Source organism: Pseudomonas sp. P1_C12, from assembly GCF_056406435.1.
In genome coordinates, this window is sequence record NZ_JBFUAE010000021.1 from 1 (window position 1) to 26669 (window position 26669).

At 60.3% G+C, this 26669-nt stretch carries 26 protein-coding genes and 1 pseudogene; 15 read left to right on the plus strand and 12 right to left on the minus strand.

Features of this window, described 5'->3' with window-relative positions; all coding sequences use genetic code 11:
- The 4 genes and pseudogenes from AC1D19_RS26445 to AC1D19_RS26460 form a co-directional block, all read right to left on the minus strand.
- A pseudogene (locus AC1D19_RS26445) lies at positions 1-176 on the minus strand (IS110 family transposase); the annotation flags it as partial.
- Between the two features lie 112 nt (positions 177-288).
- Positions 289-1749 (minus strand): efflux RND transporter outer membrane subunit EmhC, encoded by a 1461-nt coding sequence (gene emhC / locus AC1D19_RS26450; protein WP_477755438.1) that lies wholly within the window; start codon positions 1747-1749, stop codon positions 289-291.
- The gene (emhB, locus tag AC1D19_RS26455; protein ID WP_477765071.1) at positions 1749-4910 is read right to left on the minus strand and encodes an efflux RND transporter permease subunit EmhB; all 3162 of its coding nucleotides are present in this window, start codon (positions 4908-4910) and stop codon (positions 1749-1751) included. The genes emhC and emhB overlap by 1 nt, the downstream gene beginning before the upstream one ends.
- Before the next feature lie 3 nt (positions 4911-4913).
- Entirely contained in the window at positions 4914-6071 is a 1158-nt protein-coding gene (locus AC1D19_RS26460) for an efflux RND transporter periplasmic adaptor subunit (protein WP_477765072.1), read from the minus strand.
- A gap of 277 nt (positions 6072-6348) precedes the next feature.
- Here AC1D19_RS26460 and emhR point away from each other — a divergent pair, with 277 nt between their 5' ends.
- Positions 6349-6981 (plus strand): efflux system transcriptional repressor EmhR, encoded by a 633-nt coding sequence (gene emhR, locus AC1D19_RS26465; protein WP_477765073.1) that lies wholly within the window; start codon positions 6349-6351, stop codon positions 6979-6981.
- A 262-nt stretch (positions 6982-7243) separates the two neighbouring features.
- On the opposite strand, the gene AC1D19_RS26470 is transcribed toward emhR, so the two are convergent.
- From AC1D19_RS26470 to AC1D19_RS26480, 3 genes are all read right to left on the minus strand, one after another.
- On the minus strand, positions 7244-8293 hold the full coding sequence (locus AC1D19_RS26470) for an alkene reductase (protein WP_477765074.1): 1050 nt from the start codon (positions 8291-8293) through the stop codon (positions 7244-7246).
- 30 nt (positions 8294-8323) lie between these two features.
- On the minus strand, positions 8324-9490 hold the full coding sequence (locus AC1D19_RS26475; RefSeq protein ID WP_477765075.1) for an MFS transporter: 1167 nt from the start codon (positions 9488-9490) through the stop codon (positions 8324-8326).
- 94 nt (positions 9491-9584) lie between these two features.
- Positions 9585-9887, minus strand: coding sequence for an ArsR/SmtB family transcription factor (locus AC1D19_RS26480; protein ID WP_477765076.1), 303 nt, complete (start codon positions 9885-9887; stop codon positions 9585-9587).
- A gap of 170 nt (positions 9888-10057) precedes the next feature.
- On the opposite strand from AC1D19_RS26480, the gene AC1D19_RS26485 reads away from it, so the two are divergent.
- On the plus strand, positions 10058-10636 hold the full coding sequence (locus AC1D19_RS26485) for an acyl carrier protein phosphodiesterase (RefSeq protein ID WP_477765077.1): 579 nt from the start codon (positions 10058-10060) through the stop codon (positions 10634-10636).
- A gap of 108 nt (positions 10637-10744) precedes the next feature.
- On the opposite strand, the gene AC1D19_RS26490 is transcribed toward AC1D19_RS26485, so the two are convergent.
- Positions 10745-11536, minus strand: a complete 792-nt coding sequence (locus AC1D19_RS26490; RefSeq protein WP_477765078.1) for a lysophospholipid acyltransferase family protein — start codon at positions 11534-11536, stop codon at positions 10745-10747.
- Positions 11536-12291, minus strand: a complete 756-nt coding sequence (olsB, locus tag AC1D19_RS26495) for an L-ornithine N(alpha)-acyltransferase (protein ID WP_477755429.1) — start codon at positions 12289-12291, stop codon at positions 11536-11538. The genes AC1D19_RS26490 and olsB overlap by 1 nt, the downstream gene beginning before the upstream one ends.
- 322 nt (positions 12292-12613) lie before the next feature.
- Here olsB and AC1D19_RS26500 point away from each other — a divergent pair, with 322 nt between their 5' ends.
- The 5 genes from AC1D19_RS26500 (at position 12614) to AC1D19_RS26520 (ending at position 16978) form a co-directional block, all read left to right on the plus strand.
- On the plus strand, positions 12614-13501 hold the full coding sequence (locus AC1D19_RS26500; RefSeq protein ID WP_477765079.1) for an acyl-CoA dehydrogenase middle domain-containing protein: 888 nt from the start codon (positions 12614-12616) through the stop codon (positions 13499-13501).
- Between the two features lie 194 nt (positions 13502-13695).
- Positions 13696-14790: a serine hydrolase domain-containing protein gene (locus AC1D19_RS26505; protein WP_477765080.1), complete on the plus strand. Its 1095-nt coding sequence runs from the start codon at positions 13696-13698 to the stop codon at positions 14788-14790.
- The gene (locus AC1D19_RS26510) at positions 14787-15110 is read left to right on the plus strand and encodes an amidase (protein WP_477765081.1); all 324 of its coding nucleotides are present in this window, start codon (positions 14787-14789) and stop codon (positions 15108-15110) included. Before AC1D19_RS26505 ends, AC1D19_RS26510 begins: the two co-directional genes overlap by 4 nt.
- Positions 15111-15228: 118 nt before the next feature.
- On the plus strand, positions 15229-15819 hold the full coding sequence (locus tag AC1D19_RS26515) for a YceI family protein (RefSeq protein WP_477765082.1): 591 nt from the start codon (positions 15229-15231) through the stop codon (positions 15817-15819).
- A gap of 1 nt (position 15820) precedes the next feature.
- The gene (locus tag AC1D19_RS26520; RefSeq protein WP_477765083.1) at positions 15821-16978 is read left to right on the plus strand and encodes a phospholipase D-like domain-containing protein; all 1158 of its coding nucleotides are present in this window, start codon (positions 15821-15823) and stop codon (positions 16976-16978) included.
- 156 nt (positions 16979-17134) lie between these two features.
- On the opposite strand, the gene bglX is transcribed toward AC1D19_RS26520, so the two are convergent.
- Positions 17135-19426: a beta-glucosidase BglX gene (gene bglX / locus AC1D19_RS26525; RefSeq protein ID WP_477765084.1), complete on the minus strand. Its 2292-nt coding sequence runs from the start codon at positions 19424-19426 to the stop codon at positions 17135-17137.
- Between the two features lie 263 nt (positions 19427-19689).
- On the opposite strand from bglX, the gene AC1D19_RS26530 reads away from it, so the two are divergent.
- The 5 genes from AC1D19_RS26530 (at position 19690) to AC1D19_RS26550 (ending at position 22608) form a co-directional block, all read left to right on the plus strand.
- Positions 19690-20295 carry a LemA family protein gene (locus tag AC1D19_RS26530; RefSeq protein ID WP_477756454.1) on the plus strand — a complete coding sequence of 202 codons (606 nt, stop codon included), beginning with the start codon at positions 19690-19692 and terminating at the stop codon, positions 20293-20295.
- 135 nt (positions 20296-20430) lie between these two features.
- Positions 20431-21186, plus strand: coding sequence for a TPM domain-containing protein (locus AC1D19_RS26535; RefSeq protein WP_477765085.1), 756 nt, complete (start codon positions 20431-20433; stop codon positions 21184-21186).
- A gap of 28 nt (positions 21187-21214) precedes the next feature.
- Positions 21215-21832, plus strand: coding sequence for a TPM domain-containing protein (locus AC1D19_RS26540; protein WP_477756456.1), 618 nt, complete (start codon positions 21215-21217; stop codon positions 21830-21832).
- A gap of 130 nt (positions 21833-21962) precedes the next feature.
- Positions 21963-22265, plus strand: a complete 303-nt coding sequence (locus AC1D19_RS26545) for a helix-turn-helix transcriptional regulator (RefSeq protein ID WP_477765086.1) — start codon at positions 21963-21965, stop codon at positions 22263-22265.
- Positions 22252-22608 carry a putative holin gene (locus tag AC1D19_RS26550; RefSeq protein ID WP_477765087.1) on the plus strand — a complete coding sequence of 119 codons (357 nt, stop codon included), beginning with the start codon at positions 22252-22254 and terminating at the stop codon, positions 22606-22608. Before AC1D19_RS26545 ends, AC1D19_RS26550 begins: the two co-directional genes overlap by 14 nt.
- 81 nt (positions 22609-22689) lie before the next feature.
- Here the strand turns inward: AC1D19_RS26550 and AC1D19_RS26555 are convergent, their stop codons facing one another.
- The gene (locus tag AC1D19_RS26555) at positions 22690-23115 is read right to left on the minus strand and encodes a helix-turn-helix domain-containing protein (protein WP_477765088.1); all 426 of its coding nucleotides are present in this window, start codon (positions 23113-23115) and stop codon (positions 22690-22692) included.
- Positions 23116-23415: 300 nt separating this feature from the next.
- Here AC1D19_RS26555 and AC1D19_RS26560 point away from each other — a divergent pair, with 300 nt between their 5' ends.
- The 3 genes from AC1D19_RS26560 to AC1D19_RS26570 all read left to right on the plus strand — a co-directional run bounded on the left by AC1D19_RS26560 (position 23416) and on the right by AC1D19_RS26570 (position 25406).
- Entirely contained in the window at positions 23416-23694 is a 279-nt protein-coding gene (locus AC1D19_RS26560; protein ID WP_477756058.1) for an Ogr/Delta-like zinc finger protein, read from the plus strand.
- A gap of 2 nt (positions 23695-23696) precedes the next feature.
- Complete coding sequence (locus AC1D19_RS26565) at positions 23697-24059, plus strand: hypothetical protein (RefSeq protein ID WP_477756057.1); 363 nt, start codon at positions 23697-23699, stop codon at positions 24057-24059.
- A gap of 132 nt (positions 24060-24191) precedes the next feature.
- Complete coding sequence (locus tag AC1D19_RS26570) at positions 24192-25406, plus strand: class I SAM-dependent methyltransferase (protein WP_477765089.1); 1215 nt, start codon at positions 24192-24194, stop codon at positions 25404-25406.
- 81 nt (positions 25407-25487) lie between these two features.
- Here the strand turns inward: AC1D19_RS26570 and AC1D19_RS26575 are convergent, their stop codons facing one another.
- The gene (locus tag AC1D19_RS26575; protein ID WP_477765090.1) at positions 25488-26378 is read right to left on the minus strand and encodes a DMT family transporter; all 891 of its coding nucleotides are present in this window, start codon (positions 26376-26378) and stop codon (positions 25488-25490) included.
- Between the last annotated feature and the right edge of the window lie 291 nt (positions 26379-26669).

Sequence of the window (26669 nt, forward strand, 5' to 3'; positions counted from 1 at the left end):
CGCACAGGCGCACAGGCTTCCATCACCACGATACAACTCGGCACGTTGCCGAAAAGCTGCATCATCTGCGCCCGAGAGAGCTTCTTGCGAAACACCTCGCGGCCTGATTTATCCTGGCCGTGAAGGTGGAAATTATGTTTGCCGAGATCGATACCGATCAGTGCTGACTGGATCATGATGATGGCCTCCGAAAACAAAACACCCTGCGAAAGCGTAGCCCTCGCAGGGTGTGGGGGTGACCATCTCATTAGCCCACCAATCGGTGGGCCCCTTGTTTTCACAGCGCTATCAGAAATACTTCATCTTCGGCGCTTCTTCTTTCAACGGCTCGTTCTTCGCCGTCTGTTCGTTCCAGCCACCACCCAGTGCCTTGTACAGATTGACCTGGCTGACCAACTGCGCCAGACGGTCGGTGATCAACACCTGTTGCGCACTGAACAGCTGACGCTGGGCATCGAGGAAGGTCAGGTTGCTGTCGACACCGATGCGGTAACGACGCTCGGCCAGGCGGTAGTATTGCTGGTTGGCACTGACGAAATCTTTCTGTGCCTGCAACTGCTGGACGTAGGTCTGGCGGGCGGCCAGGCCGTCGGCAACTTCCTGGAAGGCCGTTTGAATGGACTTCTCGTAGTTCGCCACGCCAATGTCTTTCTGGATTTTCGAGTAATCCAGGCTGGCGCTCAGGGAGCCGGCGTTGAAGATCGGCAGGTTGATCTGCGGCTGGAACAGCCACGTGCCCGAACCGCCCTTGAACAGGCCGGACAGGTCCGGGCTCAGAGTGCCGGCATTGGCCGTGAGGCTGATGCTCGGGAAGAACGCAGCCCGCGCCGCGCCGATGTTGGCGTTGGCGGCCTTCAGGTTGTACTCGGCCTGAAGGATGTCCGGACGACGATGCAGCAGGTCCGACGGCAGGCCGGGCGGAACGTCGCTCAGCAGGTCGTCGTCAAGCGGTTTGGCCGCTTGCAGGTTGGCCGGGATACCGGTGCCGAGCAGCAGCACCAGGATGTTCTCGTCCTGGGCGACCTGACGGGTGTACTTGGCCAGTTGCGCACGGGCGTTTTCCACCGAGGTGCGCGACTGCGCCAGGTCCAGGGCCGAGGCGACCCCGACTTCGTTGCTGCGGGCGGTGAGCTTGTAGCTCTCCTCGAATGCGGCGAGGGTGTCCTGGGTCAGCTTGTACAGTTCCTTGTCGGCCTGCCAGGTCAGGTAGGCATTGGCGACACTGGCCACCAGGCTGATTTGCGTGCTGCGGCGGCCTTCTTCGGTGGCGAAGTACTTCTGCAGCGCCTCTTCGTTCAGGCTGCGAACCCGACCGAACAGGTCGAGTTCATAGGCGCTGACCCCGACCGTGGCCGAGTAGGAACTGACGATGCCCGACTGACCTGTTTGCGAGGAGTTTTCCGGAACCCGCTGGCGGCTGCCGGTGCCGTTGGCCGAAACGGCCGGGAACAGATCGGCACGGGAAATGCGGTACTGGGCCGCAAACGCGTCGATGTTCAGGGCCGCGACACGCAGGTCACGGTTGTTTTCCAGGGCCACCTGGATCAGCTGTTGCAGCGCCGGGTCATGGAAAAACTGCTTCCAGCCTTGCTCGGCAGCCGCTTGCGCCGGTGCCTGGGCCGGCGAGTACGCCGGGCCCTGCGGGTATTGGCCCGCCACCGGCGCTTCGGGCTGCTGATAATCAGGTATCAGCGAGCAGCCACCGAGCACGAAGGCGGCGACTGCCAGGGAGAGTAGCGACTTGCTCATTAGCCAGCCTCTTGAGGAGTTTCAGTGGCGTCATCCTGGTCGGCGATTTTGCGCTGGCCTATGGACGACACGGTGACGAAGAACAACGGGACCCAGAAAATCGCCAGCACAGTGGCCGTGATCATACCGCCGATCACACCGGTGCCGATTGCATGCTGGCTACCGGAACCCGCGCCGGTGGATATCGCCAGTGGTACCACACCCAGAACGAAGGCGAGCGAGGTCATGATGATCGGTCGCAGACGCATGCGACTGGCTTCAATTGCCGCATCGCGCAGGCTACGCCCTTGTTCGTGCAGTTCCTTGGCAAATTCGACAATCAGAATGGCGTTTTTCGCCGCCAGACCAATGGTCGTCAACAGACCTACCTGGAAGTACACGTCGTTGGACAAACCGCGCAGGCTGGTGGCCATCAATGCACCGATGATCCCCAGCGGCACCACCAACATCACCGCGATCGGAATCGACCAGCTCTCATACAACGCCGCCAGACACAAGAACACCATCAGCAGCGACAGGGCGTACAGCGCGGGTGCTTGCGAACCGGACAGACGTTCTTCGTACGACAGACCGGTCCAGGAAATACCGACACCCGCCGGTAGCTTCTGCGCGATGGCTTCGACTTCGGCCATGGCTTCACCGGTGGAATAGCCAGGCGCCGGGGCTCCGAGGACTTCCATCGCTTCCACGCCGTTGTAGCGGGCCAGTTTCGGCGAACCGTAAATCCACTCGCCCCTGGCGAACGCCGAGAACGGAACCATGGTGCCGCTGCTATTGCGCACGTACCACTTCTGCAGGTCTTCAGGGTTCATTCGAGCGCCTGGCTGGCCTTGCACGTAAACCTTCTTCACGCGACCGCGGTCGATGAAGTCGTTGACGTAGCTACTGCCCAGGGCAATCGACAGAGTGTTGTTGATATCGGCGATGGTAATGCCCAGGGCACTGGCCTTCTCGTCATCGATTTCCAGTTGGTATTGCGGTTCGTCGTTCAGGCCGTTCGGACGCACCTGAGTCAGAATCTTGCTTTGCGCGGCCATGCCGAGGAACTGGTTACGTGCAGCCATCAGTTTGTCGTGGCCGATGCCGGCGCGGTCCTGCAGGAACACGTCGAAACCGGTGGCGTTACCCAACTCCAGTACCGCCGGTGGCGCGAAGGCGAACACCATGGCGTCACGGAAGGTGAAGAAGTGCTGTTGGGCACGGGCCGCTACCTTGAACACGTTGTTGTCGGCGTTACGCTCGTCCCACGGCCGGAGCATGATGAACGCCATGCCCGAACTCTGGCCACGGCCGGCGAAGTTGAAGCCGGTCACGGTAAACACCGAGTTCACCGCATCGCCTTCACCGCCATCCTTGCCCGGACGCAGCAGGAATTCCCGCATCTCGTCCACGACCACCTGGGTGCGCTGGGCACTGGAACCGGCCGGGGTCTGCACCTGGGCAAACAGTACGCCCTGGTCTTCTTCCGGCAGGAACGCCGTTGGAATACGGGTGAACAGCCAGATCATGCCGACGACGATGATCAGGTAGGCCAGCAGGTACGGGGCCTTTTGCGCGAGCATATTGCCCACGCCACGCTCGTAGCTTCTGACGCCGCGGTCGAAGTTGCGGTTGAACCAGCCGAAGAAACCGCGTTTCGGGGTGCCGTGCTCGCCTTTCGGAATCGGCTTGAGCATGGTCGCGCAGAGCGCCGGGGTGAAGATCAGTGCAACCAGTACCGACAGGGCCATGGCCGAGACGATGGTGATCGAGAACTGCTTGTAGATCACACCGGTGGAGCCGCTGAAGAACGCCATCGGCAGCAGCACCGCCGACAGCACCAGGGCAATACCCACCAGTGCGCCCTGGATCTGGCCCATGGATTTCTTGGTGGCTTCCTTGGGTGACAGGCCTTCTTCGCTCATCACCCGTTCGACGTTTTCCACCACGACGATGGCGTCGTCCACCAGCAAGCCGATGGCCAGCACCATACCGAACATGGTCAGGGTGTTGATGCTGAAACCGGCTGCCGCGAGGATCCCGAACGTACCGAGCAATACCACCGGCACGGTCATCGTGGTGATGATGGTGGCACGGAAGTTCTGCAGGAACAGGAACATCACCAGGAACACCAGTGCGACCGCTTCGACCAGGGTGTGAACCACGCCTTTGATCGATTCGGTCACCACCGGAGTAGTGTCATACGGGAACACCACTTCCATCCCTTGCGGGAAGAACGGCTTGAGGTTGTCGATGGTCGCGCGCAGGGCTTTGGCCGTATCGAGAGCGTTGGCACCGGTAGCCAGTTTCACCGCCAGGCCGGATGCCGGGGCACCGTTGAACTGGGCGTTAATGCTGTAGTTCTCACCCCCCAAACCGACTTCGGCGACATCTTTGAGGCGAACCTGGGAACCGTCCTTGTTGACCTTGAGCAGGATCTTGTCGAATTGCTCCGCGGTCTGCAGACGGGTCTTGCCGATGATCGTCGCGTTCAACTGGGTGCCGGGCAGGGCCGGCAGGCCGCCGAGCTGGCCGGACGACACCTGGACGTTCTGCGCAGCGATGGCGGTCTTGGCGTCGATAGGGGTCAGGTTGAATTTGTTCAACTTGGCCGGATCGAGCCAAATCCGCATGGCGTACTGGGAACCGAACACCTGGAAGTCACCGACACCGGCGGTCCGCGAGATCGGGTCCTGCATGTTCGACACGATGTAGTTGGACAGGTCGTCCTTGGTCATGCTGCCGTCACGCGACACCACGCCGATCACCAACAGGAAGTTCTTCACCGCCTTGGTGACGCGGATACCTTGCTGCTGCACTTCTTGCGGCAGCAGTGGGGTAGCCAGGTTCAGCTTGTTCTGGACCTGAACCTGCGCGGTATCGGAGTTGGTGCCTTGCTCGAAGGTCGCGGTAATGGTCATGGTGCCGTCGGAGTTACTTTCCGACGAGACATAACGCAGGTGGTCGATACCATTGAGCTGTTGTTCGATCACCTGCACCACGGTGTCCTGTACGGTCTGTGCCGAAGCACCCGGATAGGCAACGGAAATGGCGATCGCTGGCGGCGCAATGCTCGGGTATTGGTTGATCGGCAGTTTGAGGATCGATAGAGCCCCGACCAACATGATCACCAGGGCAATTACCCAGGCGAAAATCGGACGGTCGATAAAAAATTTCGACATGGTTTACTCCCCTTTACCGCCAGAAGCTGTATTAGCTGCCTGGGCGGGGGCCGGGTTCTTTGCGGCTACGTTGGTCGCTTCACTGGCCTTGACTTCGATGCCGGGTTTGACGAATTGCAGACCTTCGGTGATCAGTCGATCGCCGGCCTTCAGGCCGTCTTCGATCAGCCATTGGTTACCGACGGTGCGGTTGGCCTTGAGGTGACGCAGTTCGACCTTGTTGTCCGGGCCGACAACCAGTGCGGTCGGGGTACCCTTGAGGTCGCGGGTCACGCCTTGCTGCGGGGCCAGGATCGCTGCGCTGTTCACACCGGCCAGCAACTTGGCGTGCACGAACATGCCAGGCAGAAGGGTGTGATCAGGGTTCGGGAAAATCGCGCGCAGGGTGACGGAACCGGTGGTCTGGTCAACCGAAATTTCGGAGAATTCCAGCTTGCCGTCCAGCTTGTACTCGCTGCCGTCTTCGAGGGTCAGCTTGACCGATGCCGCGTTATCGCCAGCCTTTTGCAAGCGACCGCTTTCCAGCTCACGGCGCAGTTGCAACAACTCGACCGAGGACTGCGTCACGTCGACGTAGATCGGGTCGATTTGCTGAATCACCGCCATCGCGTCGACCTGGGCATTGCTGACCAGCGCGCCTTCAGTCACCGAGGAGCGGCCGATACGGCCGGTCAACGGGGCATAGACCTTGGTGTAGCGCACGTTGATCTGGGCAGATTGCAACGCGGCTTCCGATTGCAGGCGGTTGGCCACGGCGGTGTCGTACTCCTGACGGCTTACGGCTTGCTCGTCGACCAGTTGCTTGTAGCGGTCGGAAATCGATTTGGTCGAACGCAGGTTGGCTTCGGCGCTGGCGAGCGTTGCTTCATAGACCGATGGATCGATCTGATAGAGCTGCTGGCCGGCCTTGACGTCACTGCCTTCCTTGAACAGGCGCTTGAGAATGATGCCGTTGACCTGAGGACGGACTTCGGCAATGCGGAACGCACTGGTACGGCCGGGCAGATCGGATGTCAGGGTGAAAGCTTGCGGTTGCAGAGTCACGACGCCGACCTGAGGCGGTGGGGCGGCCGGTGCTGCCTCTTCCTTTTTGCATCCGCTGAGTAGCGATGCCAAGGCGACGGCGGCGACCAGAGCGGTAACAGCTGGCTTGAATTGCATGAAAATCCTCGGGTCAGGCGCGCAAGGAGCGCACTAGAAAGGTGGAAGGTTGAAAAATGTTTGCAGAGTGGATAAGTAGCTTGCTAATGAATATACTTACGTACATGGCTGTTTGTAAATACCCAGGCTGCGTATCAACGTCGTTACTCAAGCCGTTACACAAGCCGTTGAAAGGTTGGAATTGTAGGCCGGGGACGAACCCCCAGAACGTTCGCCCCACTTTTATTCAGCTGATATTCAGACATCGCTGAAGCACCCTGATTGAGGTTGTACTGCCATGGTCCGTCGTACCAAAGAGGAAGCTCAGGAAACCCGCGCACAAATTCTCGAGGCGGCCGAAAAGGCCTTTTTCGAGCGGGGCGTGGCGCGCACGACCCTGGCGGACATCGCGACCTTGGCCGGCGTCACTCGCGGGGCCATTTACTGGCATTTCAGCAACAAGGCGGATCTGGTGCAGGCCATGCTCGACACTTTGCATGAGCCGTTGGAAGAAATGGCCAAGGCCAGCGAGAGCGAAGACGAACTCGATCCCCTGGGCTGCATGCGCAAACTGTTGATTCATTTGTTTCATCAAATTGCGCTGGACCCGAAAACCCGCCGCATCAATGAGATTCTTTATCATAAGTGCGAATTCACCGATGAAATGTGCGACCTGCGCCAACAACGGGTATCAGCCAGCCTCGAATGCAATGTGCGGATCGGCCTGGCCCTGAGTAATGCAGTGAATCGTGGCCAGTTGCCGGAAAACCTCGACACCGCCCGCGCCGCGATCAGCTTGCATGCTTATATTGATGGCATCCTGTACCAGTGGCTGCTGGCCCCCGACAGTTTTGAATTGCACACCGAAGCCGAGCGTTGGGTCGATACCGGGCTGGATATGCTGCGCTTGAGCCCCAGCCTGCGCAAATGAAACAAAATTCGTAATTGGGTCCGCGTGTGTCAACCGAGGGCCTTTTTTGTCATTCGATGTGCCGTAATGGGGTGCTTTTATATACGTACCCTTGGCGGGATAACAGGTAGCAAGCTCAGTATTTTGTAGGGAATTTGTGTCGCCTTTATGAGGCCCCTTCATTGCACGGTCCCTGTAGGAGCTGCCGAAGGCTCGGGCTCGATACTCAACAAAAAGCCCCGGCTCTTTCGAATCGGGGCTTTTGTATTTCCACGGTTGCTGATTACAGCGTCGGGTAGTCGATGTAACCGGCCGGGCCCTTGGCGTAGAACAGTTCCGGACGCGCGTCGTTCAGCGGCGCGTCAGCCTGCAAACGCGCTGGCAGGTCCGGGTTGGCAATGAAAGGTACGCCGAAGGCGACGGCATCGGCCTTGCCACTGGCAAGCAACGCGTTGGCGCTGTCCTTGGTGAAACGCTCGTTGGCAATGTATGGGCCGCCGAACGCTTCCTTGAGTTGAGGGCCGAGGCTGTCGGCACCTTCTTTCTCGCGCGAGCAGATGAAGGCGATGCCACGCTTGCCCAGTTCGCGAGCGACGTAGGTGAAGGTTTCGGCCAGGTTGTCGTCGCCCATGTCATGCAAGTCGGCGCGTGGCGACAGGTGCACACCCACGCGGCCGGCACCCCAGATTTCGATGGCGGCGTCAGTCACTTCCAGCAGCAGGCGGGCACGGTTTTCCAGGGAGCCGCCGTAGTTGTCGGTGCGCTGGTTGGTGCTGCTTTGCAGGAACTGGTCGAGCAGGTAACCGTTGGCGGCATGGATTTCCACACCATCGAAGCCGGCGGCCTTGGCGTTCTCGGCACCGACGCGGTAAGCGTCGACGATGTCGGCGATTTCAGCGGTTTCCAGGGCGCGCGGGACAGGGAAGTCGGCCAACGGACGAACCAGGTTGACGTGGCCCTTTGGCTGGATGGCGCTCGGGGCGACCGGGGCTTCACCGTTCAGGTACAAACCGTGGGAAATGCGACCCACGTGCCACAACTGCAGGAAGATCTTGCCGCCGGCACCGTGGATTGCCTTGGTCACGTTGGACCAGCCACGTACCTGATCGTTGGACCAGATGCCCGGGGTGTCCGGGTAGCCGACGCCCATCGGCGTCACCGAAGTGGCTTCGCTGAGGATCAGCCCGGCGGAGGCACGTTGCACGTAGTACTCGGCCATCAACGCATTGGGCACGCGACCTTCGTCGGCGCGGCAGCGGGTCAGTGGCGCCATGATGATGCGGTTGGCCAACTCGAGGTCGCCCAGTTTGATCGGATCGAAAATAGTCGTCATTTAGTGTAACCCTCGTGAGGTAATGGTTGATCAGTTGGTAGCAGGGGCCAGATCGGGATTGCCGCTCTGACGGAAAGTAATCAGGGTCACCAGCAGGGCGAGTACCGCCAGTGCGGCTGCCGCGAGCGGCACGCTGGTCAGGCCGAAGCCGTGGGCGATCACGCTGCCGCCGACCCAGGCACCCAAGGCGTTGCCGATGTTGAAAGCGCCGATGTTCAGGGTCGATACCAGGTTCGGTGCGGCGTTGCCGAAGGTCACCACGTTCACTTGCAGCGCCGGTACGGCGGCGAAGCACGCGGTGGCCCAGAGGAACAGGGTGATTTCGGTCGGGATCAGCGCGACGCTGGTCCAGGTGAGCACGGTGGACACCACGGCCATGGTGATGAACACGCCGATCAGCGTCGCGGCCATGCCTTTGTCGGCCAGCTTGCCGCCGATGATGTTGCCGACCGTCAGGCCCAGGCCGATGAGCATCAGGGTCCAGGTCACGCCACGGGGCGAGACGCCGGTGACTTCGCCCAGCAGCGGCGCGACGTAGGTGAACAGGGTGAACACCGAGGCGGCAAACAGCGCGGTCATGCTCAGGGACAGCCAGATCCCGCCGCCCTTGAGTGCGGCGAGTTCGGCGCGCATGTCGAGTTTTTCTTCATCACGCTTGGCCGGCAGGAAGCGGATCAGACCGATCAGTGCGATCACACCGATCACGGTCACGGCCCAGAAGGTCGAACGCCAGCCGGCTGCCTGACCGAGGGCGGTGCCCAGCGGTACGCCGAGGACGTTGGCCAGGGTCAGGCCGGTGAACATCAGGGCCACGGCCGAAGCGCGTTTGTTCGCAGGCACCAGGCCGGCGGCTACCACTGAACCGATACCGAAGAAGGCGCCATGACACAGGGCGGTGACCACACGGGCGAACATCAGCACGTTGTAGTCGCTAGCCACTGCGCAGAGCAGGTTGCCAATAATGAAAATGCCCATCAACGCCACCAGGGCGGCCTTGCGCGGCAGTCGGGCGGTGGCCAGCGCCATGAATGGTGCGCCGATGGCCACGCCCAGGGCGTAACCGGTCACCAGCCAGCCGGCACCGGGAATCGACACACCGAGGTCAGCCGCCACGTTGGGCAGCAGGCCCATGATGACGAACTCGGTGGTGCCGATGGCGAAGGCGCTCAAGGCCAGGATGAGTAGCGAGAGGGGCATTGTTTAATTCCTTGTCGGCCGACTGACGTGGGGGGCGTTCTCAATTGGTTTTCCCGGCGCTGTGTGAAAACCAATTGAGAACGCCCCCACAGGGTCAGAGCTCTTTACTGAAGGTTTTGAGGAATTCCTGGATGGTTTCCTCATTACGTTTGAAGAAGTGCCACTGGCCGACTTTACGGCTGCTGATCAGGCCGGCGCGTTGCAGGGTCGCCAGGTGTGCGGACACCGTGGACTGCGACAGGCCGCAACGTTGATCGATCTGCCCGGCGCAAACGCCGTGCTCGTTGCTGTGGGACTGGTCGGGGAATTCGACGCTCGGGTCCTTGAGCCAGTGCAGGATGTCTCGCCGTACCGGGTGCGCCAAGGCTTTTATTATTTCGTCGAGATTCATGGTCATGATGTGGGCTCGTGATGTTTAAAACGCTATATCGCGATGAGGCGAACTTTAAATCGGTATTTCGCGATATACAAATATGATTTGGCTCTGACCAGCTCGCATTTCGGTATATCGAGTTATAACGATATGTTGAGTGTAACAAGACAAGATGGCGGTGCTAAGCTGCGCCCATGAACTATCTCGCACATCTTCACCTCGGTGGTCAGCGTCCAGGTCAATTGCTCGGCAGTCTGTATGGCGATTTCGTCAAGGGACGGCTGCAAGGGCAGTTCGCTCCGGAAATCGAGGGGGCCATCCAGCTGCACCGCAGCATCGACGTGTTCACCGATCGCCATCCGCTGGTGGACGTCGCGTTGTCGCGTTTTTCCCTGACCCGTCGTCGCTACGCCGGGATCGTGCTCGACGTGTTTTTCGACCATTGCCTGGCCCGGGACTGGACACTGTATGCCGACCGGCCCCTGGCGTTGTTCATCTCGGACGTTTACCGGGTGCTTTCCAGCGAACGGCAATTGCCGGAGCGGCTGGCGAAGATAGCGCCGCACATGGTGGCCAATGACTGGTTGGGTTCGTATCAGGAATTCGAGGTACTGGAGCAGGTGTTGCGCGGGATCTCGCGGCGCCTGACCCGGCCGGAGGAACTGGCGGCGGCGATGCAGGAGTTGCGGCGGTTGTATGAACCGTTGAGCGAGGATTTTCGGTTGTTCTATCCGCAGTTGCAGGCATTTGCCCGGAACTATCCAACACCATAAAACCCCTGTAGGAGCGAGCCTGCTCGCGATTGCGGTCTGTCCTTCAGCATCATCGTTGAATGTTAAGCCGCTATCGCGAGCAGGCTCGCTCCTACAGGGGGCATGTGTTTACGCTGCAATTGCAGGGCGCATTGGTGCTCGTTGCGGTTCGACAATTTCACCAAACAACGCCTTCTGCACCGCCTGCTGCGCCTCGAACGCCAGCGCCGCGCGTTCCCGTCCTTCGCAAGCGATTGGCTTGAGCAGATGAATCTCCACGCCACCACGGTCGTTGGCGAACAGACGCATCAAGTGCGAGAGCAGATCATCGTCGCCAATGAACGGCGCCAGCGCGCAAGGCTCACCGTCGCGCACATAACGAATCGCCACCGGCTGCATCGCCACTTCGGAATCGATGGCGGCGGACAGCAGGCGACCATGGAAGGTACGCAGCGAGCGGCCATCAGTAGTGGTGCCTTCCGGGAACATCAGCAAGGGATGGGCTTGTTCCAGGTGACGGGTCATCTGCTTGCGGATCAACTGGCTGTCACCCGAGCCACGGCGGATGAACAGGCTGCCGGCCTTGGCCGCCAACCAGCCGGCCACTGGCCAGGTGCGGACTTCGGCCTTGGACAGGAACGACAGTGGCGTGAGCATGCCCAGCAGCGGGATATCGGTCCAGGATACATGGTTGCTGACCCAGAGCATCGGTGTCTTCGGCAGCTCGCCATGGACGGTCACGTCAAAGGGCAGGGCGTTGCTCAGACGGGCCATGAAAAACCGCGACCAGCGCTGACGACGCGCCATCGAATGGGCCGGGCCCAGGCGCTCGAACACCCCGAACACACTGGCCATGCCCAAGCCCAGTGTCACCACCAACAGCACTCGCGCGATTCGCGCGTACACCCGCAACCGGCTCATTACACAGCCGCCTTGAAGTGTTTGGCGTAACGCGGGCAGAGCTCGTCGCGCTTGAGCAGGATGAACACGTCGGCGACCTGGAAGTCTTCGTCCCAGCATGGCTCGCCGCAGATCTTCGCGCCCAGGCGCATGTAGGCCTTGAGCAGCGGTGGCATTTCGGCGATCACGTTCGACGGGATGTCCAGGCTTGGCAGCGGGTTTTTCGGCTCGGCGCGCAGATGTTCGGTGCACAGGTAGCGTTCGCGCAGACGCTGCATGATCGCGTGGGCCTGCACGCCGCCATCCTGCATCGGAATGCTCGCGCATCCCATCAGGTAGCTGTAGCCGCCCTGGTTCAGGACTTCGGCCAGTTCACCCCAGAGCACGGCGATGGTACCGCCGTTACGGTAGGCCGGGTCGACGCAGGTGCGACCGATTTCCAGGATCGGGCCTTGCAGGTGCACCAGGCCGTGCAGGCTGAATTCTTCTTCGCTGTAAAACCTGCCCAGGCTGCTGGCAGCGGTGTGGTCGAGCAAACGGGTGGTCGCCACCAGACGTCCGGTATTCAAGTCACGTACGCCGATGTGGGCGCAGTGAACGTCGTAGTCATCCATGTCCAGACCCAATTCAGCGCCCTTGAGCCTGGCGTTGAATTCGCCGCTGAACACGTTGAAGCGCAAGGCCTGGGCCTCCTGCAATGCCTCGGCACCCACCAGGCGTTCGGCTTGCAGGCGGCGTTCGTTGCCGGTGTCGCTGATGCGGGCGATCTGAGTCATGGCGAATCTCCGTGCGGGCTGCTCACCCGTCTTTGGGCTACAGCGAATCGACTTTCTTTGTCTAGGGGGCGTTCTCAATTAGTTTCCCCACCGCGTTGTCGCCTTAAAGCTGGCCAGGCAAGGCGTAGGCCGCTGGGAATGGTTGTTCCCTTTCCAAGGCCTGCAACGCAGCATGGCCAGCTTTAAGGCACAACCCGGCGCGGTAGGGAAACTAATTGAGAACGCCCCCTAGCCGTGTTGTGCAAAGTCAGGCTATGTAGCCCCGGTGTCATCGCCATTAAGCTTTGGTGATGCTTATATGACAGCCCACAAGGAGCCTCTTATGCCCTGGCAAATCCTGTTGAACCGCCGTGATCGCCTGCCCGCCAACCCGGATCTGGCTGAAGGTTTCGCGACCTTGTTGCAGCAGTTGGGAGCGGTCACGCCGTTCGAATTGGCCGTGCTTGGCGGGCGGTTGATGGCGACGCCGGGGCTGGCGTTTCTGGTGGGGTATCAAGCGGCCTTGCGCATGCTCTGGCCGAGTGCGCCGCTGAGCCTCGGCGCGCTGTGCGCCACCGAACAGCGCAGTCTGCGCCCGGCCGACATGCAAACCCGACTGAGCGGTTTGCGTCTGAGCGGACGCAAGGATTTCGTCACTGCCGGCAATGCCGCCGACTGGCTGCTGGTGGCGGCCCGCAGCGAGGAGCCCGGTGTCGATCCACGCTTGAGCCTGGCGGTGATCTATCGTGGTGAGCCGGGTGTGCGGGTGGAAAAGCTGGCGCCGATTCCGTTGATGCCGGACATCAGCCACGGCTGCTTGTTTCTGGATAACGCACTGTGCGAATTGCTCGCCGGGGATGGCTGGGACGCGTACGTCAAACCGTTCCGCACGCTGGAAGACATCTACGTACTGAGCGCCATGACGGCGTGGTTGTATGGCGTCGGCCAGGAATGCGATTGGCCACAAGGCTTGCAACTGCGGTTGCTGGGGTTGTTGGCCGGGTGCGCGGAAACCAGTCGCCAGCCACCGACCAGTCTGGCCGGGCATGTGGTGCTTGGCGGGTTATTTGCGCAGTTCGAAGGGCTCAAGGCTGAAGTGGACGAGGCAATGGCTGGCGGGCCTGCGCAGTGGCCGGCGATGTGGCAGCGGGACAAGGCGGTGATGGATTTGGCGGCGGGGGCGCGGGGCAAGCGGCTGGCCAAGGCACTGGCGGAATCTTCGCTGCCCTGACCGGCCTCTTCGTCGGATCGCCGCCCGGACCAAGCCCGCTCCCACAAGGACCTGTGTCGTATACAAATGTTGTGTTCGACGCAGCACCTGTAGGAGCTGGCTTGCCAGCGAAAGCGCCCTCACAGACAACACAAATTTCAGAACTGTCATCAACCTCGACTAGGCTCACCAAGTTCAATCTCCGAGCCCCCGCCATGCCTAAAGGCTTGTCCCTTATTTTCCTGCTGTTGCTCAGCTTCACGGTCCAGGCCGAAAACTGGCCCGCCGAGCAATGGCCGACCGCCCCGACGCCGACCGGCCCGGCGCTGCAAGCCCTGGAGGCCTACGCCTTCCCATCCCGCGATGACACCACTCGCCAGGGTGTTCGTACCGATGCCTTGCTGGTGATCCGCGACGGCCAGTTGATCTACGAACGCTACGCCGGTCCGACGACGGCCGAGACGCCGCACCTGACCTGGTCGATCAGCAAGAGCCTGATGGCCACGATCCTCGGCGTGGCCTATGGCGAAGGCTTGTTCAAGCTCGGCGACCCGGTGGCGAAGTTTTATCCGCCCCTGAAAAAACACCCCGACATGACCATGGCCGACCTGCTGCACTGGGCCTCGGGCCTGGATTGGCAGGAGGACTACGAATACGCACCGCTGAAGTCTTCGGTGGTGGCCATGCTCTACACCCGCGGTCACCACGACATGGCCGCGTTCACCGCGGCCCATGATGCTTATGCCGCGCCAGGCCAGGCGTTTCGCTACTCCAGCGGTGACAGCAACCTGCTGTCCGCCGCGCTGAAAACCATCGTCGGTCCCGGCCGTTATCCCGACTTTCCGTGGACTGCATTGTTCGAACCGCTGGGCATTCGCCACGCGATCTGGGAAACAGATGCCACGGGCACTTTCGTCGCGTCGTCCTATGCCTACCTCACTGCACGGGACCTGGCCCGGGTCGGTCTGTTGATGGCTCGCGAAGGTCGTTGGGGAGGCAAGCAGCTACTGCCCAAGGATTGGGTGGCGTTCAACCGCGAGCCGTTCGCTCACTATCACGCACACAAAGACGATGCCGTACCCGGCGGCCAATGGTGGCTCAATCGAGCCGTCGAGGGCGCGGCACAACCCTGGCCCGATGCCCCCGCCGACACCTTCGCCGCATTGGGTCATTGGGGGCAGGCAATGTATGTGATCCCCAGCGAACACCTGGTGATCGTCCGCTATGGCGATGACCGCGACGGCAGCTACCGGCACAACCAATTGCTCCAACTCGCGCTCAAGGTCTTTGCCGGGAAGGTGCAGCCATGACCGGTTTCATTCGCCGTCGACCGGCCAGTTCCCTATTGTTGATCCTGCTGATCGCCTTGCTCGGCTGGTTCTGGCACGAGCGGGTGGCGCTGTGGGCGTTCCCCGACATCATCAGCGCCTACACCGCCAAGGAATACTGTTCGTGCCGCTACGTGATGAACAACGACGCCGAGTACTGCCACGGTTATGTGCAACAGTGGCTGCCCGCCAGCGACTTTACCGATGATGTTGCTGGCAAGCGGGTAACGGTCAGCGGCATGGGCCGCAGCAACAGCGCAGTGTGGATCGGCGAGCGCCAGGGCTGTCGCTTGCAGCCCTGAGTGCGATGAAGTGCCTGGGTGAGAGGAGGGCTTTTGTGGCGATGGGGTAACGGATGGCTTGCAATGCGCTGAAGGCCGGTTAAGGTTCAGCACAGGTTTATCTGCCCCACGAGTCTCTATGTTCAAGCGCTCCACCCTTCAACCCCTCGCTTTCCTGCTGCTGGCCGGTGCTGCGTTGTCGGCCCGTGCCGATTGGTACCTGGATGGCGAGTCTTCGCGCCTGTCGTTCGTCAGCACCAAAAACGCCAATGTCTGCGAAGTGCAGCGCTTTCTGGTGCTGCACGGCAAGGTCGATCCCGAAGGACTGGCGCAGGTGGAAGTCGAGCTGGAGTCGATCAACAGCGGCATTGCGCTGCGCGATGAGCGCATGCGCAAGGAACTGTTCCAGATCGACCGGTTTCCCGACGCCTTGATCACCACGAAAATCGATCTGCGCCCGATCAATGATCTTGCTCCCGGCGCACAGCTGGAGTTGCGCCTGCTGCTGATGGTGGACCTGCACGGCAAACAACACGAATACCCCGCCGAACTGCTGGCGACCCGTCTCGATGACCGGCGCTTCCAGGTGGTGACCCTCGAACCGCTGGTGATCAATGCCGAGGATTTCGATCTGACGCCTGGTCTGGAGACGTTGCGCAAAATGGCCGGCCTCTCGGCGATCAGTCTGTCGGTGCCGGTGGGTGCGGTGCTGATTTTTACGGCGCGCTGACATGGCCGGAGCGATTTTTCCCTGGCGTGAAGGCAACCACTTCGAACTGCTGGTCGATGGTCCGCAGTTTTTCCCGCGCATGCTGGTGGCGATTGCCCGCGCCGAAGAACAGGTTGAGTTGGAGTTGTATCTGGTGGAGGCGGGCGCCTGTGCCGAAGCCATGGTCCAGGCCCTGGTACAGGCCGCCGAGCGTGGGGTGCGGGTGCGCTGCCTGTTCGATGATTACGGCAGCCTCGCCTTCACCCTGACCTTGCGCCGGCGGCTGATGGCCGCCGGGGTGGAGCTGCGTTTCTACAATCGCCTGAGCTGGCGGCGCTGGGTCGGCAATTTCTACCGCGATCACCGCAAGCTGTTACTGGTGGACCAGAGCATGGCAGTGGTCGGCGGCACCGGTGTCACCGACGAGTTTTGGACCCCGGGGGAAGACGTCAGCGAATGGCACGAAGTGATGGTGGAAATCACCGGGCCGCTGGTGCTCGATTGGCAGTTGCTGTTCGACCGCCAGTGGATCGCCAACCGCCATCGTCGCGCCTGGCGTCCCGCCTCGCATTTCGGCTTGCCGCGCCTGCCTCGGGTGCCATCGATGGGCGAGGGCATGGGCCGGGTGGCCTATGCCGACGCCCGCCAGCACCGGGATATTCTGCAATCGCTGGTGCGCGCCCTGAACAGCGGCCAGCGACGGATCTGGCTGGCCACGCCGTACTTTTTGCCGACCTGGAAAGTCCGCCGTTCCCTGCGCCGGGCGGCTGCCCGGGGCGTCGATGTGCGGTTGCTGCTGACCGGGCCCCGTACCGATCACCCGTCCGTGCGCTACGCCGGGCATCGTTACTACCCGCGACTGCTCAAGGCCGGGGTGAAGATCTTCGAGTACCAGCCGTGTTTCCTGCACCTGAAAATGGTCTTGATCGATGACTGGGTGAGCATCGGCTCGTGCAACTTCGATCACTGGAATCTGCGCTTCAACCTGGAAGCCAATCTGGAAGCGCTGGACCCCGGGTTGACCCGGTCGGTGGCCGCGAGCTTCGAACACGACTTCGCCCTGAGCCAGCAAGTCAGCCTGGAAGAATGGAAGCGCCGGCCACTGTGGCGGCGGATCAAGCAGCGGGTGTGGGGATGGGTGGATCGGGTGGTGGTGAATCTGCTGGATCGAAGGGGTTGAACCCAAACTTTCAAACACCCTGAAACCACTGTAGGAGCGACGGTGCGGCGACCCGACCTGCTCGCGATGGCGGCCTGACAGTCAACAATGATGTTGAATGTTATGGCCTCATCGCGAGCAGGCTCGCTCCTACAGGTTTTTGCGGTGTGTCAGGGATTACAGCAACTCAAAACTCTGCTGCGTCACGTCCTGGGAATCCAGGCCGATCTGCACGTTGAACTTGCCCGGCTCCGCCGCGTACTTGAGCTGGGTGTTGTAGAACTTCAGCTCGTCCTCAGTGATGGTGAAGTGCACGACCTTCTGTTCGCCGGCCTTGATCATCACTTTCTGGAAGTTCTTCAGTTCCTTGATCGGGCGGATCATCGAGCCGGCCACGTCCTGGATGTACAACTGCACCACGGTTTCGCCGTCACGCTTGCCGGTGTTCTTCACTGTGACGCTGGCGTCGAGCTTGCCGGTCTTGTTCAGTGTGGTCGACGACAGGGCCATGTCGCTCAGGCTGAACTCGGTGTAGCTCAGGCCATAACCGAACGGGTACAGGGGGCCTGTGGTGTCATCGAAATATTGCGAGGTGTAGTTGCCCGGTTTGCCCGGGGTGAACGGCCGGCCAATGGTCAGGTGGTTGTAGTAGGTCGGAATCTGGCCGACCGAGCGCGCGATACTGATCGGCAGTTTGCCCGACGGGTTATAGTCGCCGAACAGCACATCGGCGATGGCGTTGCCGCCCTCGGTGCCGGTGAACCAGGTTTCCAGGATCGCGTCAGCCTGCTCCTTCTCCTCGAGGATCGTCAGTGGGCGGCCGTTCATCAACACCAGCACCAGCGGTTTGCCGGTGGCCTTCAATGCGCGAATCAGCTCGCGCTGGTTTTCCGGGATGTTCAGGTCGGTGCGGCTCGACGATTCGTGGGACATGCCACGGGATTCGCCGACGGCGGCAACCACTACGTCAGCGTCCTTGGCCGCTTTCACTGCTTCGTCGATCAGCACGTTCGCCGGGCGAGGGTCATCCACCACTTCCGGGGCGTCGAAGTTGAGGAAGTTGAGGTAGCCGAGGATGTTCTTGTCACTGGTGATGTTGGCGCCACGAGCGTAGATCAGCGTCGATTGAGCGCCCAGGGCGTTGGTCATGCCGTCGAACAGGGTCACCGATTGCGCCGGTTTACCGGCAGCGGCCCAGCTGCCCATCATGTCGATGGGCGCCTTGGCCAGCGGACCGACCAGGGCGATTTTTGCAGTCTTCTTAAGTGGCAGGGTTTCGTTGCGGTTTTTCAGCAGCACTTGGCTGCGACGCGCCACATCGCGGGCCTCGGCGCGGTGCAGACGGCTGTCGGCGTAGGTGTCGACCGGGTCATCCTCGGCCTTGCCGATGCGCAGGTACGGGTCCTTGAACAGGCCCATGTCGTACTTGGCGCCCAGTACCGCACGCACCGCATTGTCGATGTCGCTCTGCTGGATCTCGCCGGACTTCAGCAGCCCTGGCAGCTCTTTGCCGTACAGGGTGTCGTTCATGCTCATGTGGATGCCGGCCTTGATCGCCAGCTTCGCCGCTTCGCGACCGTCGGCGGCAACGCCGTGCTTGATCAGCTCGAAAATCGCCCCGTGGTCGCTGACTGCCAGGCCCTTGAAGCCCCACTCCTTGCGCAGCAGGTCGTTCATCAGCCAGGTGTTGGCGGTGGCCGGCACGCCGTTGATCGAGTTCAGCGCGACCATCACTCCGCCGGCACCAGCGTCAATCGCCGCACGGTACGGTGGCAGATAGTCCTGGTACATTTTGACCGGGCTCATGTCGACGATGTTGTAGTCGCGGCCACCCTCGACCGCGCCGTACAGGGCGAAATGCTTGACGCTGGCCATGATGCTGTCGGCCGCGTTGGCGCCAGTGCCCTGGAACGCCTTGACCATCACGCCGGCAATGCGCGACACCAGGTAGGTGTCTTCGCCGAAGCCTTCGGAAGTACGGCCCCAACGCGGGTCGCGGGAGATGTCGACCATCGGCGCGAAGGTGATGTCGAGGCTGTCAGCCGCGGCCTCCTTGGCGGCGATGCGCCCGGACAGGCCAATGGCGTCCATGTCCCAGCTCGAGGCCAGGGCCAGCGGGATCGGGAAAATGGTGCGGTGGCCGTGGATCACGTCGTAGGCGAAGAACATCGGGATCTTCAGGCGGCTGCGCATGGCCGCGTCCTGCATCGGCCGGTTTTCCGGGCGGGTGATCGAGTTGAACGTACCACCGATGTTGCCCGCCGCGATTTCCTTGCGGATCAGCTCCCGGGGCATTTCCGGGCCGATGCTGATCAGGCGCAACTGGCCGATTTTTTCATCGAGGGTCATTTGCTTCATCAGATTGCTGACGAAGGCTTCCTTGTTCTCCAGGGGTGCGGGTGTCGTGGCGGCCAATACGTTATGACTGGCCAGGCTGACGAACAGGCCCAGCAAACACAGCTTCTTCATGAATAGTTTTCTCAAGGGCCCAAACGGCGATGCACACGCCGGCCAGCCAAAATTTAGGGAGCGTCTATTGTTGTTCGGGTGCCCGCTCAAAAGACCAGAGCCAAAAAACCACAGCCAGATGGCGGATGCGTTTTTGCGCAGGGCCTCTTTTTAGCCCATCGGCCCGTTGCAATCCAGAGGCGCGGGCGATTATGCCCCAAGAGCCGGCTCAGTAGGTTTCACGGTCGGTCTTTTCATGAAATGTACAAGGGAGCTTCAGCCTGATGAATGTAAGTCCAATCTACCGTTCGCGCCTGCAGGTCGCCACGCTGCTGATGCTGGCCACGTTGCTGACCGCTTGCGGCATCAACAATATCCCGACCCTCGACGAACAGGCCAAGGCCGCCTGGGGCCAGGTGCAGAACCAGTATCAGCGCCGTGCTGACCTGATTCCCAATCTGGTGGAAACCGTCAAGGGCTACGCCAAACATGAGGAAGAGACCCTGACGGCGGTCATTGAAGCTCGGGCCAAGGCCACGTCGATCCAGGTGGATGCCTCGACCCTCGACAACCCGGAAAAACTCAAGCAGTACCAACAGGCCCAGGATCAGCTCAGTGGCGCCTTGAGTCGTTTGATGGTGGTCTCCGAGCGCTATCCGGACCTGAAGGCCAACCAGAACTTCCTCGCCTTGCAATCGCAGCTTGAAGGCACCGAGAACCGGATCAGCGTGGCCCGGCGTGATTTCATCCTCGCGGTGCAGAAATACAACACCGAGATCCGCACGTTCCCCGGTCGCCTGTGGCACAGCGTGATGTACAGCGACCTGCCGGTGCGCGAGACCTTCGAAGCCACACCGGGGTCGGAAAAGGCCCCCGAGGTCAAATTCTGAATCAACCCTGTAGGAGCTGCCGCAGGCTGCGATCTTTTGACTTTGATTTTTTCGCGAGCGCTAAAGGTCAAGATCAACAGATCGCAGCCTGCGGCAGCTCCTACAGGGCCAGGCTTGGGACGGAAGAGGTTGCTAATGCGTGTGTTTAAAACAGTCCTGTTGCTGTTGTTCTGGCTGGTGACGATCACGGCCCGGGCCGAGCTGAGCTTCCCGGCGCTGACCGGGCGGGTGGTCGACAATGCGCAGATGATCGAGCCATCGGTGCGCCAGCAACTCAGCCAACAACTTCAGGCCCATGAGCAAGCCACCGGCGAGCAGCTTGTGGTCGTGACTTTGCCGGATTTGCAAGGCGCCGACATCGCCGACTTCGGTTACCAACTCGGCCGCCACTGGGGCATCGGGCAGAAGGACAAGAACAACGGCGCCTTGCTGATCGTCGCCCGGGACGAGCGTAAACTTCGCATCGAAGTCGGCTACGGCCTGGAGGATCGCCTGACCGATGCCCAGAGTTCGGTGATCATCAACCAGGTCATTACCCCGGCGTTCAAGACCGGCAACTTCAGCAAGGGCATCAGTGACGGCGTGGCGGCGATGCTGGTGGTGCTGGGCGGCAACCCCCTGGACGAACCCTCCACGGCGTATGAATCCAGAGGCGATCCGGGGGGCGATTTCGTCTCGCGGCATCCCGGGTTGTTCGTGTTTTTGCTGATGTTGTTCATCCTGACTGTTTTTGTGTGCCAGATGCTCGGTATTCTTCCTGCCGGCCGGGGCGGCTCCGGCGGATCCGGGGGCGGCTTTGGCGGTGGTGGATTTGGCGGCGGCGGTGGAGGTGGAGGCTTCAGCGGCGGCGGGGGCAGTTTCGGCGGGGGCGGTTCGTCCGGCGGCTGGTGATAATAAAAACGAGCAGGCACTTCACGACATGGCATTACTGACTGAACACGAACAACGCAAAGTGGCCGAGGCAATTGCCCGGGTCGAGCGCGATACTGATGCGGAACTGGTGACCGTGCTCGCGGCCCGCGCCGACGACTATGCGTACATCCCGTTGCTGTGGGCCAGCCTGCTGGCGCTGCTGGTGCCGGGCGTCGTGCATTACCTCACCGGTTGGCTGACCCTGCACAGCCTGCTGATGGTGCAATGGGCGCTATTCATTGTGCTGTGCCTGGTGTTCCGCCTGCCGAACGTCACCACCCATCTGATCCCGCGCTCGGTGCGCCACTGGCGCGCCTCGAACCTGGCGCGCCGGCAGTTCCTGGAGCAGAACCTGCACCACACCGAGGGCAGCACTGGCGTGCTGATTTTCGTCTCCGAGGCCGAGCGTTATGTGGAGATCCTGGTGGATGAAGGGATTTCCAGTCGCCTGGACAACAAGAACTGGGACGCCATTGTCGCCACGTTCACCCAACAGGTGAAGCAGGGGCAGACGCTGCAAGGGTTTGTCAGCTGCATCGAAGCCTGTGGCGAATTGCTCAAAGTGCATGTGCCAGTGACCCATGCGCGCAATGAGTTGCCGAACCGGTTGGTAGTACTCGGCTAAGACTTTTCATCGCGTTATGTAGCGCTCGCCGCTACAACTCCCGTCGATTGTTCGGGTTCGGCTTGATCGTCAGTATTTCTCTCTAACAGTGGACGCCCAGCGACGGGTGTTCCCGCAAAGAGGGATTCTTATGTCAACCCAACAATCGAATGACTCTTTGGCGCGGGTAGCACCCGGCGGAGAGGGAAGTACACCAACGGCGAAGCTGACGGCGAAAGAAACACAAATCCTGATGTGGTGTTTCAAGGGCAAGACTTCCTGGGAAATCGCCAGGATCGAGAATTGCTCGGAATCTACCGTTAATTTTCACTTCGCCAATATTCGCCGAAAGTTCGACGTCAGCACTCGCAGTTCTGCCTTGCTCAAGGCGATCGAGTCGGGAGCGATCATCGTGGATTCGGTCGTTGCGCGAGGTGCACATGAGCCTGACTGATTCGACCTACAACGGTATCAGTGGGCTCATGTTGGGAATGGGGATTGCATCACTGCCAGTGGTTGATGGCGAGGTACTGTTTGGTGCAATGCTCGGCGCGTGGCTGGTTACAACCACTCGCACTGACTTCAAGGCCTGGCAACGCATCGGTTCCTGGTCGCTGTCTGCGGGTGTCGGTTACCTCTTCACGCCTGTCGCACATCCGCTGGTGCCTTTTCTGACAGCAGGCGTGACAGCCTTTCTTTGCGCACTGGTTGTTATTCCTATGAGCATCAAGTTCATGCAATGGATCGATAGCGTCGGTATCGGCGAAATCATTCGACACCTGCGAAGGCGAAGATAAGGGGCCATGAATGGGTTGCTTTGGTGTGGGTGGCGGGCGCGGCATGTCTTGAAACTATGAAACTTCGGATTACATAGGTCATCAAGTTTCATTCGAAGGTTTAAGTGTTGCCAGAATGGAGGCCATTTCGGAAAGCCTGAGTTCCATATCACGCAGTCGTTGCTTTTCCTCGAGTGCGTGTTGTATGGCGCAGCGATCATCTTCGTCGAGCAACCGCCAGAGCGTGAGAATGGTGTTTTCCCGTGTTGTGCTTTCCTGATTGGCTTCCGAAGAATTAGTAACTGTTTGTCTCAAAATCGGACCTTCGCCCAGCAGCAACCAGTCAAGGGAGATACCCCGAGTTTGAGCAATTTCTACGCATAATGAGTACGGCGTGCTGTCGCGGCCTTTCCAGCTACTAAGGGTTTGCGGGCTGATCTGTAGCGCCGAAGATAAAGAAACATCGGTTTTAGTACCTGTAATTTGCTTTAAACGAGCCAGAACAGCTTGTGATTTTTTGCTACGCAATTTGAGCCTCTTCCTTTTGACATATGCTTTTTGAGTGCCTAATTTATGCGTAATGAGTACTTTTTTTCTTGTAACTAATCAATCATCAAAGATGAGTCAGAAGAATACGATGTCGAAACTTCCTAATGCTATCAGGGTGATTTCCTACGAGCATGGCTCGAACCCATTACGCGACTGCCCGATGCACTTCCTTATGTCTGGCAGACACTGTTCGCAAGACCGGAGCGCCGCGATGAAACTCTCAAGCAGTATTGCGTTTGATCAGGTTGATTGCCACCCAATGACCGTCGGGAATCAAGCATGAGTACTTATAAAATGGTGTGCCCGCACTGCTTGAACAGGATGCGCATCCGCACCAGCGAAGGCCGACATATTTTCCTGCGGGTGGCGTATCTGCAATGCACGTCGGAAGCTTGCGGTTGGTCCGTGCGTGCCGAATTTGAAATGACCCATGAACTTTCGCCCAGTGGCATGCCCAATCCGGCCGTACGCCTGCCTTGCGCCGGACCCGATTTGCGCCGTGCCGCCCGGCCCGTAGCAATCAGTCCTGCCACCACAGACGTGCCGCAGGAGACGTGAGCATGAAGGTCATCGATGAAAATGCAGATATGAATGAGGAACTGTTGGCTATAGCCCAAGCGTTTCTGGGGCGCCATGAAAGTGAAGGGGGGAACGATGATCAAGTCCTGTTTTGTCGCGCGGTGAAGCATCTGCAGAATATGGATGTACCGATGTACCTGGCGGAAAGGCTGGTCAGCCGTGCCTACGGCGTACTCAAGTCGTGCAACGACCGGCGGCGCCTGGATATCGATGCCAGTTCCGAAACGGTCGCCGTGGTGACTGACCCTGCCAATGGCCTGACTTGGGCGGTTCCAGTGGGGCTGATCGTCAAACACATCATCAACTCGCCGAATAACCGCAGGCTTCGCCTGGTGGAACCCTGAGTTTTCAGCGGTTGTATTGAGGTCCTGGGCACCATGACTGGGACCTGCCGCAAAATAACCCCGTGCCCAAAGTCCTCGTCCCCCTTAAAATACCGGCATTCTCCGATTTGCATCGCCTGAGGCCGTTTTTCCATGTCCGTCACCGCCACTCCCGCCAGCCTCGCGCCGGATCATCACGCCCAGTTCATCGACCTGGTGCAAACCAGCCTCGAGCAAAATGCGTTCATCAAACTGGTGCTGGCCAAGTACGTGGGCGATGAAACGGACCTGCAGCGGATCATCATCAAACCGGTGACGGTCAAGGCGCTGCCTTGCCTGTCCTTTGTCTACCGCTACAAGACCCGCGACATCACCAAGAACCTGCCGCTGGCCGAAGGCGTGGCGAGCATTGCCGAGCTGCTGCCAGCGTCGTTCAAAAATGCGCATTTGTTGGCGTTGACCGACGAAGCCCAGCTCGAATACAGCAAAAAGGGCAAGTCATCGCTGTTCAAGAGCAAACCTCAACAATTGCGCGAAGTGCCATCGGCCGAGCACAACCGTGAAAAAAACCGTTTTCTTGACCTGAGCCGGCCGTTTCTCGCCGACCTGGGTGTGACCAACCAGCAGCATGAGCTGATCCCGGCGATGTCGCGCAAGTGGAAGCAGATCAACAAGTTCATCGAAGTGTTCAGCCATGCGCTGACCTCGTCGCCCCTGGCGCTGGACAAACCGGTGCGCGTGGCGGACTTCGGTTCGGGCAAGGGTTACCTGACCTTCGCCATCCACGATTACCTGCGCAACACCTTGAAGGCCGAAGGCGAGGTGACCGGCGTCGAGCTGCGTGAAGACATGGTCACCTTGTGCAACACCGCCGCCGCCAGGCTTGAACACCCCGGCCTGGTGTTCAAGTGCGGTGACGTGCGCAGCGTGGCGCCGAGCGAGCTGGACGTGATGATCGCCCTGCATGCCTGCGATATCGCCACTGACTATGCGATCCACACCGGCATCCGTTCCGGCGCCTCGATCATCATGTGCTCGCCGTGCTGCCACAAACAGATCCGCCTGCAAATCCAGAGCCCGGCGCTGCTCAAGCCGATGCTGCAATACGGCTTGCACCTGGGCCAGCAGGCGGAGATGGTCACTGACAGTTTGCGCGCATTGTTCCTTGAGGCCTGTGGCTACGAAACCAAGGTGTTCGAGTTCATCTCCCTGGACCACACCAACAAGAACAAGATGATCCTGGCGGTCAAACGCGCCGAGCCGGTGGCCCCGGCCTTGTTGCTGGCGAAGATTCAGGAGCTGAAGGATTTCTATCACATCAGCGAGCATTGCCTGGAAACCTTGCTGCGCGCTGACGGCTATTTGTAAACATCACAATCCTGTAGGAGCCGGCTTGCCGGCGATAGCGATCTCGAGGACGCCATCGCCAGCAAGCCGGCTCCTACAGGGTCATGCAGTGGCAGTTCGCGCCGGGCGCACTGTCGTTTTGCGTCCGAGCATCACAGTGACAATAACGCCGCCAGCAAACAGCCAGGTAATCGGCTCCACATGTTCACCGAAAAACAGCGCCGAGAAGGCGATGGTGAAGAAAATCTGTAGCAACTGGATCTGACTGACCCGGGCAATGCCGCCCATGGCCAGCCCGGCGTACCACGCGAAGAAACCGATGAACTGCGAAAATAGCGAAACATAACCGAAGGCCCACCAGGTCTTGGCGGAAACCTCGCCCTGATGCTGCAGCGCCAGATACACCACCGGGCCGATCAGCAGCGGCGTCGACAACACCAGCGCCCAGCAGATCACCTGCCAGCCACCCATCTCCTTGGCCAGTCGGCCTCCCTCGGCGTAGCCCAATCCGCCCACTGCAATGGCACCAAGCATCAGCAAATCTCCGGCCTGAATGCTGCCGGCACCGCTGATCAGTGCATAACCGAGCACCAACGCGCTGCCCAATGCCGCGCAGGCCCAGAAGGCTTTCGAAGGCCGCTCATGGGACAACCACGCGGCATACAGCGCCACGCACAGCGGCTGCAAACCGTTGACCAGCGCACCGTGGGACGCCGGCAAGGTTTGCATGGCCCAGGCCGACAATACCGGGAAACCGAGGATCACCCCGGCTATCACCAGCGTCAGGCCTTTGACCTGTTTCCAGGTCGGCCATTTTTCCTGGTGCCACAGCAACAGCAACGCCGCCGGAACCGCTGCAAACAGTGCCCGGCCCAGGCCATTGAGCAGCGGGTGCAGTTCCTGCACGACGATCCGCGTGAAGGGCAGGGTGAGGCTGAAGATCACAACGCCGAGCAGGCCCAGGGCCATGCCGGTGTTTTCGCGCGAGGACATGATGGCAACCAGAATCGTGGAGGGTGGGAGGTAGTGTTATCTAGCCATAAACCCGGTGTAAGCCGCTGTTACAGCTAGGCACAGACTTATCCGTACAGTTGCGAGTAATGCGAGCAACGCGTAGGAGCTCCCGAAGGCTGCGATCTTTTTACCCGCCGCGCCACAAATCCAATAAATCCAAGGATCAAGATCAAAAGATCGTCCGAACGCGGCCCGAGCCTTCGGCAGCTCCTACAGTGGTCCTGTGCATTCGTAGTAGCCGGTTGTTACCCGCCCAGCCGGATAAGGACT